This window comes from Acinetobacter brisouii CIP 110357, from assembly GCF_000488275.1.
GTDB lineage: Bacteria > Pseudomonadota > Gammaproteobacteria > Pseudomonadales > Moraxellaceae > Acinetobacter > Acinetobacter brisouii.
On the sequence record NZ_KI530762.1, the window covers coordinates 1,206,120 to 1,219,792 of the forward strand.

Genomic DNA, 13,673 nt, shown 5'->3' on the forward strand with positions numbered 1-13,673 from the left:
ATGAGCATTCGTATTACAGGTACAGGGTTATTTCATCCAACTGAAGCGATTAGTAATCAAGAACTTGTCGCGAGCTTGAATGCTTATGTAGAACGCTATAATCAACAGCATGCCGAGCAAATTGCCGCAGGTGAACTTGAAGAATTGCGTGGTTCAAGCGAAGCGTTTATTGAAAAAGCCTCGGGAATTAAAAGCCGTTATGTGGTCGAAAAATCGGGTATTTTAGATATTAACCGCATGTATCCACGTCTGACTGAGCGTAGTAATGATGAATTGTCATTACAAGCGGAGTGGGGCGTGACCGCAGCGCGACAAGCCATGCAGCAGGCAGGTGTAACGGCAGATGATATCGATGTGGTGATCTTGGCATGTTCAAATATGCAGCGTGCTTATCCTGCAGTGTCGATTGAGATTCAGTCGGCTTTGGGGATCAAGGGCTATGCTTATGACATGAATGTTGCCTGTTCTTCGGCGACTTTTGGTTTAAAACAGGCACGCGATGCAATTCAGGCAGGTGCGCGCCGTGTTTTGATGGTTAATGTCGAAATTACTTCGGCACATCTCAACTTTAAATCACGCGATTGTCATTTTATCTTTGGTGATGTGGCAACTGCAGCAATTATTGAAGCAAGTACCGACAAGGCAGGTTTTGAACTGGTGGATATAAACTTACAAACCCAGTTCTCCAACAATATTCGCAATAACTTTGGCTTTTTAAACCGTTGCGAAGATGCCTTTGGTGACGGTTTGCTGTTTAACCAAGACGGGCGCAAGGTGTTTAAAGAAGTGTGTCCATTGGTTGCCAAAATGATCAACCAGCAACTTGAGAAAAACCAGTTAAATGCCGATCAAATCAAGCGCTTCTGGTTACACCAAGCCAATGCCAACATGAATGAGCTGATTTTGAAATATGTGGCAGGCAAACAGGCTGAAGCTGCCCGAGCACCGATTATTTTAGATGAATTTGCCAATACATCTTCAGCAGGTGTAATGATTGCCATGCATAAAACCGCACATGAAGTTGCAGTGGGTGAGTACGCCATTTTAAGTTCATTTGGTGCAGGTTATTCGGTGGGTACAGTCTTGCTGAAAAAAGTTGCTTAAATTGCAGTTTTTCGAATAAAAAAGCCCAGAGATTGGGCTTTTTTATTGGGTCAAGCTTAGTTAATTTTTGGGTGCTGATCGGCTAGGTTCTAGCGTTTATGTTGTAAATGTCCAATTTTCTGTTCGATATGATCGTGAAATTGTTCCAGTAATTCCTGAGCTTCGGCTTCACAGCTTGCCAATGGTGCAGCGCCCGTCAGTGGTTTGTTGGCAGGTTCTCTTAAATAAAATTCTGTGGCTAAACCAAGTCTATTTTACCTCATTGTCAGGAATCGGATTGGCACGGTTCACTGCCATATAGGCAGCTTAGAAATCAGGTCAAGAGCTGTTGGTATAAAAGGAGAGATACACCTTTTATATACGATCTCATCGTGACAAAAATTATTTAGACAGTGTTTTTGTAGTTGAAAATTTATCGTTTATGTATTTCTCGATCAATTCATCTAAAGTTTTTTCCACTTATGCAACATCTAGATTTAAAATAGCCAACTTGATCAGAATCTCAGTTTCAATACGACGAACCCATTTTTAACAATAGCGCCTTGTCAGAGCTCTTTGTTTTAATCAGTGAAGGTAAATCCTTCCCGTTTTTCGTATTTGTGCTTTGTATCGTTTACCATCAGTCGCTGAACATTCTTAATTAACCCCAGTATTTATGTCATATAAGAATTACGTCAAGAGCCGAATTTTGATGTAAAAAATGATTGGGAATATTAAAGAATGTTTGAATTTTTTTGAAATGTGGAAAGTAGAAAATTGAGCAAAAACAATGTGATTTCAGAATGGTTTGATCAATCAAAACGCAACCAGATTTGGGTTGCGCCGATGGCAGGCGTCACTGATAGGCCCTTTAGAACACTGTGCAAGTACTTCGGTGCAGGGCATGCCGTCAGTGAAATGATGACTGCAGATAAAACGTTACGCATGAGCAAAAAAAGTCTGTACCGTGCCAATTTTGATGGAGAAATTGCCCCGATTTCTGCACAAATTGCAGGTTCAGATCCAGAGCAACTGGCTGAGGCGGCACGCTATCAAGTTGCCAATGGTGCACAAATTGTCGATATTAATATGGGCTGCCCAGCCAAGAAAGTCTGTAATAAACTCGCAGGCTCGGCGCTATTGCAAGATGAAGATTTGGTGGCACGCATTTTAGATGCGGTGGTCGCCGCAGTCGATGTTCCTGTGACTTTAAAAACCCGTCTTGGCTATTTAAACGGGCAAGAAAATATTATGCGGGTTGCCAAGCGTGCAGAGCAGGCGGGTATCGCAGCACTTGCTTTGCATGGGCGCACTCGTGAAGATATGTATTTAAATACAGCCCGTTATGAACTGATTAAACAAGTCAAAGCGCATATCAATATTCCCGTAATTGCCAATGGCGATATCGACAGTCCTGAAAAAGCCAAATACGTGCTGGACTATACAGGTGCAGATGCAGTAATGATTGGTCGAGCAGCACAAGGGCGACCATGGATTTTTCGTGAAATTGCTCACTATCTCAAAACAGGTCAGCATTTGGTTGCACCAAGTATTGAGGAAGTGAAAACCGTTTTGCTCGGGCATTTGAGTGAGCTATATGAATTTTATGGTGAATACTCAGGTTGCCGTATTGCCCGAAAACATATTGCCTGGTACACCAAAGGACTACATTCGAGCAATGAGTTTAGACAAAATATGTATCGGGTAGAATCGACCCTTGAACAAGCCAAAGTGGTTGAAGACTATTTCAACTTATTGCTTGATCAAGGGCAAAATATGGATGATGTACAAATCGAATCGGTCAATTTACTGGAAATATAGATTTAAGCATAATGCATTTCTTTGACTAGGGTTCGCACTAGCTCATAGGCCTCAAGTTGTCGAATTTGTGACACATTAGCGCCTGCCCAAAATGCGGCATATCCATGATGATTATGCTTTGCTGCAGCAGTATGCAGTTGTTTTGCCAAGTCATAAGTATATGGATAGGCTGGAATTTCTGGTCGGTAAATACTGTCGACCTGTTTATGCCAGTCATTGATAATTCCACGAGCAGGGCGACCTGAAATTGCAGCACTAATTTGCGTGATCGGTTCGTCAAATAGCGCTTCTCGGTACATGGTGCTGGCATTTGAACTGGTGCATTGAATAAATGCTGTTCCTAACTGCACAGCCGATGCGCCCGAGTCTAAGGCATAACGAGCTTGCTGACCTGTCATGATGCCACCTGCCGCCACAATTGGAATTGAACAATATTTGTGAAGCAATTGGACTAGGTGAATAGTCGTCATTGCAGCATCGTTATCTGCATTAAAAATACCGCGATGCCCACCTGCTTCAACACCTTGGGCAACAATAAGATCAATGCCTGCCTGTTCAATGGCTTGAGCTTCACTCAAATTGGTGGCGGTGACCATGGTCACAATCCCTGCATCTTTGAGTGCCTGAATCTGATGCGGATGAGGAATGCCAAAATGAAAGCTGACCGCAGCAGGGCGTAACTCAAGTACCAGATTCAGGTAGTCATCTGAATCTAAAAAACTTGGGTAAATACAATTTAAAGTTTGTGGTACAGGTTGATCAAACTGCGCAAAATGTGGCTGTAGATATTCAATCCATTGCTGAGCGATCTGAGGGTCAGCAGTCTCACTACGATGACAGAAAAAGTTGACCTGAAATGCCTTGTCCGTCAGTGCTTGGGTTTCTAGAATTTGCTGGCGACAACTTTCCAGATTGCTTGCACCCAATCCAAGTGAGCCTAGTGCGCCCGCATTAGAAACTTGTGCGGCCAGTTGTGGTGTTGAAACACCCGCCATCGGCGCCAGAAAAATAGGATACTCTAGGTTAAGCTGTTGAAGAATAGACATATTGGTCAACTGTTTATCAAATGTGAGAGAAAAAGATTACTGTTTATGATCATCGGTGGTTTTTTTAATATGATCTTCAGCATGATCGATAGTATTGTCAATTGCACTGGCAGCGTGATCAGTTGCCTGTTTGGTTTTTGTGGTCACGCTATCAATGGTTTTTTTGAAATCATTCTGTGCTTGTGTTGCAGCTTTATCTAGGTGCTGTTCTGTGCTGGCGCCTGTTGTCGGATGCGACTCTTTTTCACAGGCTGAGAGCGCCATAGTCATCATTATTGTTCCAATCACAACTGCATGTTTCATTCTGCGTTCCTCTAATTTGTCGTTGTATTGAAATTCAGTCTAGATACTTCCCTCAGCGAAAAAAGTGAAAATTACATTTTTCTAACCGGATTGCCATAGCCTCAAACATTTTGATGAATTGAACAATACGACCTTTAGAGTAAGCCAAAGGCATTGCAAGCCTTTTCAAACCTGCAATGCCTATGATTTAACTGGCAAGCCAGTGTTGTAACAATGCCGTAGTTTCCTCTGGACATTCGAGTGGTGGCAAATGTCCGCAGTGTTTGAAGATATGCAATTCTGAATTCGGAATGCCTTCATGCATTTCCTGAGCCAGTTTGACAGGTGTAACCAAATCATTTTCTCCAACAGCCACCAAAGTGGGAATGTGAATATCGGCTAAAAATGGTCGAGAGTCTACTCGTGCTAAAATGGCTTTCTGCTGATTGATAAACCCGATGCCTCCAATCCGTTGCGCCATGGCTTTAATTTCTTCGCCAATCGGGTCATGTACGCGAGAAGGATGAATAATCTGTGGAAGCAGCTTATTGGTGACACCCATAAATTTACCCGTTTGAATCGAATTAATGGTCGCTTGGCGATGCTTGGCAGAAGTAATGCTGTCAGGGCGAGCGCTCGTATCAAAAAGTGCGAGTTTAATGACACGTTCAGGTGCTTGACGCAGCACTTCAAAGGCAACATAACCACCCATGGATAGCCCAACAAGAGCAAACTTTTCTGGTGCTTGATTCAAAATCCGTTTTGCCATTGCGGGTAAATTGTCGTCTTGAGACAAGTCCGCAATCACGATATTCACATGTTGTGACAAGGCATCGGTCTGATGCTGCCACAGTTTTTCATCGTTAAGTAAGCCAGGAATAAAAACTACAGTTGGGAGAGGAGAAAGCATAAACAACCTAAATTAACGTTTTACATGCAGTAAAGACAAAATACTGCCCAAAATAGCAAAGCTCAAAGTCAGCGCAACAATAGAGAGCCAACCGCCATGTAGCCAGAACCAGCCACCCACGGAACCAATGATGCTCGAACCCATATAATAAAATAAAAGATAGAGCGATGCTGCATGGCCTTTATGTTCACCTGCGGTTGGGCCAACACAACCACTGGTCACCGAGTGGCTGATAAAAAAGCCTGTGGTTACCAAAATAATCCCTGCAATTACCGCAAAAATCGAACTTGCCAAGGTCAAAGCCACGCCTAAACCCATGATCATGAATCCACTGAGCATCAGCGGGCGTTTACCAAAACGGTCGGCAAGACTTCCTGCAATTGAAGATGACACCACGCCAAAGGCATATACCAGAAAGATCATGCTAATCGTGGTTTGGCTAAATGAATAAGGCTCATCTGACAAGCGAAACGTTGCATAGTTAAACAGCGTGACAAAAATGCTGGTCAAGCAGAAACCGATAGCATACAGGCGAATCAGACCGATATTGCTCAGATGTTTTTGCCATGTGCGAAGATGAAAACCAATCCGAAAACCTGGTTGAGCGACAAAATTGCGGGATTTTGGCAGCAATTGATAAAACCCGAAAGAGAACAGTAGACAGATCACGCCCAATACGCCAAGTGCTATGCGCCAAGAATAAAACTCACTGATCAGCCCCATGCCGACCCGCCCCATCATGGCGCCAAATGCTGTACCACCAACATATAACCCCATGGCTTTACCCAAGTGCGCAGGGTCAATTTCCTCTGCCAGCCATGCCATTGCGACAGCAGGCACGCCGCCAAGTACCAAGCCTTCAAGTGCACGGGCAATCAGTAAAGCATGCCACTGTGGCATAAATGCAGCCAGAATATTCAATACCGATGCGACAGCCATAGAGACAAACATAATGCCGCGACGTCCAAAGGCTTGTGAAAATGCACTGGCCAGTACAATCGAAAAAGCCAGTAAACCTGTGGTCAATGAGAGTGCTAAAGAACTGGTCGCAGGACTAATCTGAAAGCTATGTGAGAAAGCAGGCAACAATGGCTGCACACAATAGATCAGCGAGAAGCTGGCAAAGCCCAGTAAAAACAATGCACCGCCCGCGCGATAGTAGTCTTTTGAACCTTGCTGAATCCAGACATTTTTAAATGGAGGGCGTGATGTGGACGCGGGAGTTGTGTGATTGGAATCTGTCCAGGTTTCTGTTGCTGAAACCTGAACGGATTTGGATGAGGAATCGCTCGCCATGATGAATGCTCGATTGCTGGGGTTTTGCAGGGAGAATTTACTAACACTTAATCTAGCAATTTGGTGGCTATTTTTCTAATATATTTAAATGTGTACCTTGATATGTTTTATATATGGAACTTCGGCATATTCGTTATTTTTTGGTGGCGGCAGAAGAAAAAAACCTGACTAAAGCTGCTGCACGTTTGAGAATTAGCCAACCGCCGCTGAGTATGCAAATTCGTGATCTGGAAAATGAAATTGGCGCAGCATTGTTCCATCGAACCGCACATGGCATTGTCTTAACAGAAGCAGGGCAGGCATTTTTACAGGCAGTGCAACCTTTACAGCAACGTGCAGATGAAGCGATTCAGATCGCACGTCAGGTTGCCAATGGTGAGCTGGGGCAGCTTAATTTGGGGTTTACAGGAACAGCCGCACTCAATCCGCTAATTCCTGCCGCGATTCGTGAGTTTCAGAAAACTTACCCGAAAGTAAAGGTCAAAATTGAAGAAGCAAACTCTGCCACGTTGATTCATAAACTGTTAAATGAACAGGTCGACATTGCTTTTCTACGTTCTTCAGACCCACAACCTGAAGCACTAAAAATTCAGCAGCTCGTCGATGAACCTTTGGTGGCTGTTGTGCCACATCATCATTGGGTTGCACAGCAACAGGGTGATTTTGCATTGCTGGAGCTTAAAGATGATCCATTTATTATGATTCCTGAATCATTTTCGGGCATGGGACTATATGATGCGATTGTACAAGCCTGCTTGCAGGCAGGTTTTGACCCGAAAATAGGGCAGAGAGCGCCACAGCTGGTTTCAATTTTGTCTTTGATTTCAGCAAATCTGGGGGTATCACTGGTGCCTGAGTCAGCCATGCAGGTGCAATTGGCTGGTATTCAGCATCGCCGTTTGCAAGCGCCTGTTCCGCATGTCAGTTTGGCACTGGCATATCGGATGGAAAACCCGTCGCAACTGGCGATTAATTTTGCCAGTATCGTGATGGAACTTTGCCACCAACCACAACATTCATTTTGATTTCTCTGGAGGATTCAATGCCGTTACAACGTGGAATTTACCGACATTACAAAGGGCAGCTATATCAGGTTTTTTCGGTTGCACAGCATAGTGAAACGCAAGAAGCACATGTGGTTTATCAGTGTCTATATGGTGATTATTCGATGTGGATTCGGCCATTGGAGATGTTTATGGAACAGGTGACCTTAGAAGATGGTACGGTATGCCCACGTTTTGCATTGGTACAAAGCCTAGCCTAAGTGGGATGGATTGCTTGGTCAGTGTCAGAATTTATCGGAAAATAAAAGCTGACACCAACTTTAAAATCAATCATCTGCGGAGCGATGCAGATGGCGTTCTCTCTGAATAGAATTTTGTGTCAAGCAAGCGCAACACTGGAAAAATGTAAATTATAAGTTAAATATCTTTCTATAAAATCAGTTTTGTTCTGCACACGAAGCATGTTGTCATAAACAAAAGTTGGTACCGAATAAAACAGCACTGCCGAACCATCGGTATAAAAAATTTTTAAATAATGTGAACTCGCACTGTACTTCCAAGTTTTAACAACGTGATCAGTTTTATACATATAATCTCATCCTTCTCGTTGTTGATATTTTTCTAAAATAGTGCAATTTTCAAACCAACAAATGCATTATTTCTTCTATTATTATGATTTATCTGCTGTTTATCTGACACATCCTGTGCTTTTGTATGATTCCATCCTATATTTTCAATATATCCTTTTTTAAAATAATAAGCTTGCTATAAAAAACAAACAAGCAGCCTTGCGTGTCACGTAAGGCTACTTTGTATAAAGATTATTTTTAGGTTTATTTCTCAACGATTGCAGTCACGCCTTGCCCACCTGCGGCACAGATCGAAATCAGTGCGCGCCCAGAACCTTTTTGGTGAATGAGTTTGGCAGCGGTTGCCAAAATGCGCCCACCTGTTGCTGCAAATGGGTGTCCAGCTGCCAAAGACGAACCATTGACATTGAGCTTACTGCGATCAATACGTCCAAGCGGTTGAGCTAAACCTAGACGTTGCTGACAAAACTCTGGATCTTCCCATGCTTTTAAGGTGCTAAGAACCTGAGAAGCAAATGCTTCGTGAATTTCATAAAAATCGAAATCCTGAAGGGTTAGGTTGGCACGTGCCAACATGCGTGGCATGGCATAAGCAGGTGCCATGAGCAAGCCTTCTTTTTTATAGACGAAGTCAACCGCCGCAGTTTCAGAGAAAGTTAGATAAGCAAGAACTTCATGCCCATTGGCTTTTGCCCATTCTTCCGATGCGAGGAGTACACATGAAGCCCCATCAGTCAACGGAGTTGAGTTGCCTGCGGTCATGGTGGCATTGTCACCTTTACCAAACACAGGGCGTAGGGTTGAAAGCTTTTCTAAAGATGAGTCGGGGCGTAAATTTTGATCACGTTCTAACCCTAGAAATGGTGTAATCAGGTCATCAAAAAAGCCAGCATCGAATGCTGCTGCCAGTTTATGGTGGCTGGCAACTGCGAGTTCGTCTTGTGCCTGACGGGAAATTCCCCATTCTAAAGCGGTGAGTGCAGCATGCTCACCCATCGACAAGCCTGTACGTGGTTCGCCATTTTTCGGGGCTTCAATCAAGCTCTTAAAGTTAATGCTCGCAAGTGCCTGTAAACGGGCTTTTGCAGTCTTGGCAACATTAAGTTCAAGTAATGCCTTGCGTAAGCCATCGCCAAGTGCAACAGGTGCATCGGAGGTTGTATCTACGCCGCCTGCAATACCGACTTCAATCTGCCCAAGCGCAATTTTATTGGCAACGGCAAAGGCTGCCTGTAAACCAGTGCCGCAGGCTTGTTGTAAATCATAAGCGGGCGTTTCTGCTGCAAGCTGTGTGTTTAAGATACATTCGCGGGTCAAGTTAAAGTCACGGCTATGTTTTAAGACCGCACCTGCAACGACTTCCCCAAGTTGTTGCCCTTGTAGCTGGAAACGTTCAATCAATCCATTGAGTGCGGCACTGAGCATGTCAGAATTACTGGCTTTTAAATATGGGCCATTGGAACGGGCAAAAGGAATCCGATTGCCACCCAAAATTGCAACACGACGAATAGTCTGACTCATAACGGTGTTCCTATGCAAAAAATTGAAAAATACTGGATGGAAAATAAAGTGAAATTAGAGATAATTTTGGTTTACCATAGCATAGAATACAACTCGGGCAATTGACCGAAATGACACAATAACAACGATTCAAGTCAACATATCTTATACGCAATTTCAGTATGATAATTTCAGTATTATCTACCCATTCAGATGTGTTTCATGCTGTATCTATATGATTCACCGAAGTGAAGAGAACATAATTATGACTGATCAATACCAGCATTTCTTTAAAACACCAATTGGTAAATTTGTCATCAAGCATTTGGGGTTGCCTGCACCAGTCGTTCTAGAACGTTATCGGACAGCTACGCCAGTGGTGCAAGGTGCGGTTTTATTGGGAACAACGCCGCAGGCAGTATTTACAGCTTCGATTCTAGATACATTACGACAAATCCATGCCAATACTTATATTGTTGATGACGCAGAGCTGATCACCCAAGCCGAGCAGGCAGATCTGGACGTCAGTATTTTTTTAGCAGAATACAGCACACAAAAATTCAAAGCGCTGGTTTTTGATGCATCAGGAATTCGTAGCACTGAGCAACTCAAAGCTGTGTATGCATTTTTCCATCCACTGATGCGGCAAGTTCAGCTCTCGGGTCGGGTGATTATTCTGGGCTTAAACCCAGATAAGGCAGATAGTGTCGCACAAGCGATTGCCCAGCGTGCATTGGTCGGTTTTGTAAAGTCATTAGGCAAAGAATTACGAAAAGGCATTACGGCACAACTGGTTTATGTTGACCCAGATGCGGCTGATAACTTGGCATCAACCTTACGCTTTTTCTTGTCACCGCGTTCGGCGTATGTGTCAGGGCAGGTGGTACAGGTACAAAAAGCAGATGTGGTTGCCGTGGACTGGGCAAAACCGTTGGCAGGTAAAACTGCGTTGGTTACAGGCGCAAGTCGGGGGATTGGCGAAGCGATTGCTCATGTTTTGGCACGCGATGGCGCACATGTCATTTGTCTGGATGTCGAACAGCAACAGGCAGATCTAGATCGGGTGGCACAAAGTATTGGTGGTTCGACACTGGCACTGGATATTACCACTGCCGATGCAGGCGAAAAAATTGCAGAGGCCTGTCAGCAACATGGTGGTTTGGATATTCTGGTACACAATGCTGGGGTCACGCGTGACAAAACCCTTGCCAATATGAAAGAACAGCTTTGGGATATGGTAATTAACATTAACCTGTCTGCTGCTGAACGGATTAACGATTATTTGCTTGAACATGATGCTTTTAATGCACATGGTCGAATTGTTTGTGTGTCATCGATTAGTGGTATTGCAGGCAATTTGGGGCAAACCAATTATGCGACATCAAAAGCAGGCGTGATTGGCTTGGTCAAATATACGGCACCACATTTGAAAAATGGTATGACCATCAATGCAGTCGCACCAGGCTTTATTGAAACGCAAATGACCGCCGCGATTCCGTTTGCAATTCGTGAAGCAGGTCGTCGTATGAATGCCATGAGTCAGGGCGGTTTACCTGTCGATGTTGCTGAAACTATTGCATGGTTTGCCACAGCAGCATCGTCTGGAGTTAATGCCAATATAGTGCGGGTATGCGGGCAAAGCTTGCTTGGCGCTTAAAATCATGCGAACTTTGGGGGATCAAAATCATCCCCCATTTTTATAATCAAAACAGGTGCATCATGAGAACACGCCATTTTAGCCAATTTCCGAAACCCTATTTTGCTTATCCAAAAGTGATTCAGGGGTTGATCTTAAAAAATAAAAAACTAGAGCAGCGTTTACCTGAAGTGGAATATGTGGTCGATGCGTTCCATGTCGATGCCAAACATTTACGTGCTTATAACCAGATTTGCGGTTTTGCCAATAACGGCTATGTGCCTGCGATCTATTTTGCGGTGCTGTCGCAAAGCCTGCAAATGCAGATGATGACACAGGAAGCTTTTCCATTTGCAGTTTTAGGTCTGGTGCATATCCATAATCAGGTAACGCAGTACAAACCGTTGGCGGCAAATTTTCAGTACCGACTGGTTTGTCGTTTTGGTGAATTGAAACCGCACCATAAAGGTCAGCAATTTGAGTTTATTACCGAAGTGTATATTGGTAATGAGCTGGTAATGCAGGGTGTGAGTACTTATCTGGCACGGCAAAAAACGACTCAAACAGTGGTTGAAAAAGCTGCTGAAAAAGCCAATTTGGAATGGGTCTTGCAAGATCACTGGTCAATTCATGAAAATACAGGGCGTCGTTATGCACTGGTTTCAGGTGATGCAAATCCGATCCATTTGCATGCACTGACAGCAAAAGCCTTTGGTTTTAAACAGGCGATTGCACATGGCATGTGGACCAAAGCCAAGGCACTGGCTGCACTGAGTCTACCTGAAAAATATCAGGCAGATGTCAGTTTTAAGTTACCTGTATTTCTGCCTTCGGATGTTGAGTTGTTAACACATCAACAAAGTAAAACAGTGAGTCAGTTTCTTATTCGGAGTGCCAAATCACATAAACCACATGTGGTTGGGCAAATTAGCAGTTTATAACGATTTGAATTTTTCTATGCGATAGACTTCTTTCATAAGTTCTTTTTATTTCTCTTGCGCTGTATTGAAATATATTTCAATTTGCTCGGGGAGCAAAAGGGTGTAAGCAATTATGAAAGAAGTCTAATAGAAAGTGAGTAAAGGAATATCCTGATTTTTTAAATAGCCTAAGCATTTTTTATGGACTTGATTTAAATCTTGAGCAGAATGAGTTGCTATTTAAGCGAATAAATACAGTTGCATTCACTATTGATTAAAAAAACAGTATGCTTAGCGAGGTGGAAAGGAGCATACATGTATCAAGTTCTTGCTAGAAAATACCGTCCTCGTAATTTCAATGAGTTGGTCGGACAAAACCATGTGGCTAGAGCACTGATTAGTGCGCTAGAACGTGGACGTTTGCATCACGCCTATTTGTTTACTGGGACACGCGGAGTGGGTAAAACCACGATTGCGCGGATTCTTGCCAAATGCTTGAACTGTGAAACAGGGGTAACCTCAACGCCGTGTGAAACCTGTGCAACCTGTCGTGCGGTCAATGAAGGGCGCTTTATTGACCTGATTGAGATTGATGCAGCATCGCGTACCAAAGTTGAAGATACCCGTGAACTGCTGGACAATGTTCCTTACGCACCGACACAAGGGCGTTTCAAAGTCTATCTGATTGACGAAGTACACATGTTGTCAACGCATTCTTTCAATGCGCTACTGAAAACGCTGGAAGAACCGCCTGAACACGTCAAATTCCTGTTTGCGACCACCGACCCACAAAAACTACCGATTACTGTAATCTCACGCTGTTTGCAGTTTACCTTGCGCCCACTCGATGCCAGTGAAATTCATCACCATCTTGACCATATTTTAGTTAAAGAACAGATTCAGGCAGAGCAGGATGCACTCTGGCAAATTGCCGAAGCTGCGCAAGGTTCACTACGTGATGCGTTGTCCTTGACCGATCAGGCGATTGCTTATGGTCAGGGTAAGGTACAACACCAAGATGTCAAAGACATGCTTGGGCTGATTGATCGCTCTATTATTTATGATTTGATTTTGGCAATTCATCAAAACCAGCCTCAACATGTGAGCCAGTTGTTATTGCAATTCCGCCAGCAAGCACTAGATGTAGCACTGGTGCTAGATCAACTCATTTCAACGTTGCATGAATTGGCACTAATGCAATACTTGCCAGATTTGAGTTTAAAGTACAGTCAAGAAATTAATCAGAAAATTCGAAATCTTTCTCAACTGGTTTCCGCTCAGGATTTGCAGTTGTATTATCAGATTGCCTGTAAAGGCCGTTCTGAGTTGACATGGGCGGTGACTCAGGAGCAAGGTTTTGAAATGTGTATCCTGCGGTTACTGGCATTTCGACCTTTACAAAGCAATGAAGTGATACAGACGGTTGAATCAGGGCAGGCTTCATCTGTTGTAGCTGTTGCTTTTGAAACGACTGCGCTAGTCTCGCCTGAGCCTGAGCCTGAGCCTGAGCCTGAGCCTGAGCCTGAACCTGAGCCTGAGCCTGAGCCTGAGCCTGAGCCTGAGCCTGAGCCTGAGCCTGAGCCTG

12 protein-coding genes and 2 pseudogenes are annotated in these 13,673 nt (G+C 43.8%); 7 read left to right on the top strand and 7 right to left on the bottom strand.

Annotated elements, in window-relative coordinates; genetic code table 11:
- Window positions 1-1,104 carry a beta-ketoacyl-ACP synthase III gene (locus tag P255_RS05660; protein ID WP_004901372.1) on the top strand — a complete coding sequence of 368 codons (1,104 nt, stop codon included), beginning with the start codon at window positions 1-3 and terminating at the stop codon, window positions 1,102-1,104.
- Between the two features lie 89 nt (window positions 1,105-1,193).
- Here P255_RS05660 and P255_RS15705 read toward each other — a convergent pair.
- Window positions 1,194-1,352, bottom strand: a pseudogene (locus tag P255_RS15705) (MFS transporter); the annotation flags it as partial.
- A gap of 508 nt (window positions 1,353-1,860) precedes the next feature.
- Here P255_RS15705 and dusB point away from each other — a divergent pair.
- On the top strand, window positions 1,861-2,904 hold the full coding sequence (gene dusB / locus P255_RS05665; RefSeq protein WP_035365045.1) for a tRNA dihydrouridine synthase DusB: 1,044 nt from the start codon (window positions 1,861-1,863) through the stop codon (window positions 2,902-2,904).
- A 2-nt stretch (window positions 2,905-2,906) separates the two neighbouring features.
- Here dusB and P255_RS05670 read toward each other — a convergent pair whose 3' ends face one another.
- The 4 genes from P255_RS05670 to P255_RS05685 form a co-directional block, all read right to left on the bottom strand.
- Window positions 2,907-3,950: an NAD(P)H-dependent flavin oxidoreductase gene (locus P255_RS05670; RefSeq protein ID WP_004901376.1), complete on the bottom strand. Its 1,044-nt coding sequence runs from the start codon at window positions 3,948-3,950 to the stop codon at window positions 2,907-2,909.
- 36 nt (window positions 3,951-3,986) lie between these two features.
- The gene (locus P255_RS05675) at window positions 3,987-4,253 is read right to left on the bottom strand and encodes a hypothetical protein (protein ID WP_004901378.1); all 267 of its coding nucleotides are present in this window, start codon (window positions 4,251-4,253) and stop codon (window positions 3,987-3,989) included.
- Between the two features lie 187 nt (window positions 4,254-4,440).
- A complete protein-coding gene (locus P255_RS05680; protein WP_004901381.1) occupies window positions 4,441-5,142 on the bottom strand; it encodes an alpha/beta fold hydrolase in 702 nt (233 codons plus the stop codon).
- A gap of 12 nt (window positions 5,143-5,154) precedes the next feature.
- Window positions 5,155-6,438, bottom strand: a complete 1,284-nt coding sequence (locus P255_RS05685; protein WP_004901384.1) for an MFS transporter — start codon at window positions 6,436-6,438, stop codon at window positions 5,155-5,157.
- A 113-nt stretch (window positions 6,439-6,551) separates the two neighbouring features.
- Here P255_RS05685 and P255_RS05690 point away from each other — a divergent pair, with 113 nt between their 5' ends.
- Together P255_RS05690 and P255_RS05695 are read left to right on the top strand one after the other, a co-directional pair.
- On the top strand, window positions 6,552-7,463 hold the full coding sequence (locus P255_RS05690) for a LysR family transcriptional regulator (protein ID WP_004901386.1): 912 nt from the start codon (window positions 6,552-6,554) through the stop codon (window positions 7,461-7,463).
- Window positions 7,464-7,480: 17 nt separating this feature from the next.
- The gene (locus tag P255_RS05695; RefSeq protein ID WP_004901389.1) at window positions 7,481-7,702 is read left to right on the top strand and encodes a DUF1653 domain-containing protein; all 222 of its coding nucleotides are present in this window, start codon (window positions 7,481-7,483) and stop codon (window positions 7,700-7,702) included.
- 119 nt (window positions 7,703-7,821) lie between these two features.
- Here P255_RS05695 and P255_RS05700 read toward each other — a convergent pair whose 3' ends face one another.
- Entirely contained in the window at window positions 7,822-8,031 is a 210-nt protein-coding gene (locus tag P255_RS05700; RefSeq protein ID WP_004901391.1) for a KTSC domain-containing protein, read from the bottom strand.
- A gap of 244 nt (window positions 8,032-8,275) precedes the next feature.
- Window positions 8,276-9,553: pseudogene (locus P255_RS05705) on the bottom strand (acetyl-CoA C-acetyltransferase); the annotation flags it as partial.
- Between the two features lie 244 nt (window positions 9,554-9,797).
- Here P255_RS05705 and P255_RS05710 point away from each other — a divergent pair.
- From P255_RS05710 to dnaX, 3 genes are all read left to right on the top strand, one after another.
- Window positions 9,798-11,189 (top strand): 3-oxoacyl-ACP reductase, encoded by a 1,392-nt coding sequence (locus tag P255_RS05710; protein ID WP_004901396.1) that lies wholly within the window; start codon window positions 9,798-9,800, stop codon window positions 11,187-11,189.
- Window positions 11,190-11,251: 62 nt separating this feature from the next.
- Window positions 11,252-12,109 (top strand): MaoC family dehydratase, encoded by an 858-nt coding sequence (locus P255_RS05715; protein ID WP_004901398.1) that lies wholly within the window; start codon window positions 11,252-11,254, stop codon window positions 12,107-12,109.
- A gap of 294 nt (window positions 12,110-12,403) precedes the next feature.
- Window positions 12,404-13,673: DNA polymerase III subunit gamma/tau (gene dnaX, locus P255_RS05720; protein WP_023274447.1), on the top strand; the 1,270-nt coding region annotated here is incomplete at its 3' end.

What these genes read in the sequence shown, in the direction of transcription:
- P255_RS05660 (WP_004901372.1), top strand. Translation starts at nt 1, where the DNA reads ATGAGCATTCGTATTACAGGTACAGGGTTATTTCATCCAACTGAAGCG.
- P255_RS05670 (WP_004901376.1), bottom strand. Translation starts at nt 3,950, where the DNA reads ATGTCTATTCTTCAACAGCTTAACCTAGAGTATCCTATTTTTCTGGCG.
- P255_RS05675 (WP_004901378.1), bottom strand. Translation starts at nt 4,253, where the DNA reads ATGAAACATGCAGTTGTGATTGGAACAATAATGATGACTATGGCGCTC.
- P255_RS05680 (WP_004901381.1), bottom strand. Translation starts at nt 5,142, where the DNA reads ATGCTTTCTCCTCTCCCAACTGTAGTTTTTATTCCTGGCTTACTTAAC.
- P255_RS05685 (WP_004901384.1), bottom strand. Translation starts at nt 6,438, where the DNA reads ATGGCGAGCGATTCCTCATCCAAATCCGTTCAGGTTTCAGCAACAGAA.
- P255_RS05690 (WP_004901386.1), top strand. Translation starts at nt 6,552, where the DNA reads ATGGAACTTCGGCATATTCGTTATTTTTTGGTGGCGGCAGAAGAAAAA.
- P255_RS05695 (WP_004901389.1), top strand. Translation starts at nt 7,481, where the DNA reads ATGCCGTTACAACGTGGAATTTACCGACATTACAAAGGGCAGCTATAT.
- P255_RS05700 (WP_004901391.1), bottom strand. Translation starts at nt 8,031, where the DNA reads ATGTATAAAACTGATCACGTTGTTAAAACTTGGAAGTACAGTGCGAGT.
- P255_RS05710 (WP_004901396.1), top strand. Translation starts at nt 9,798, where the DNA reads ATGACTGATCAATACCAGCATTTCTTTAAAACACCAATTGGTAAATTT.
- P255_RS05715 (WP_004901398.1), top strand. Translation starts at nt 11,252, where the DNA reads ATGAGAACACGCCATTTTAGCCAATTTCCGAAACCCTATTTTGCTTAT.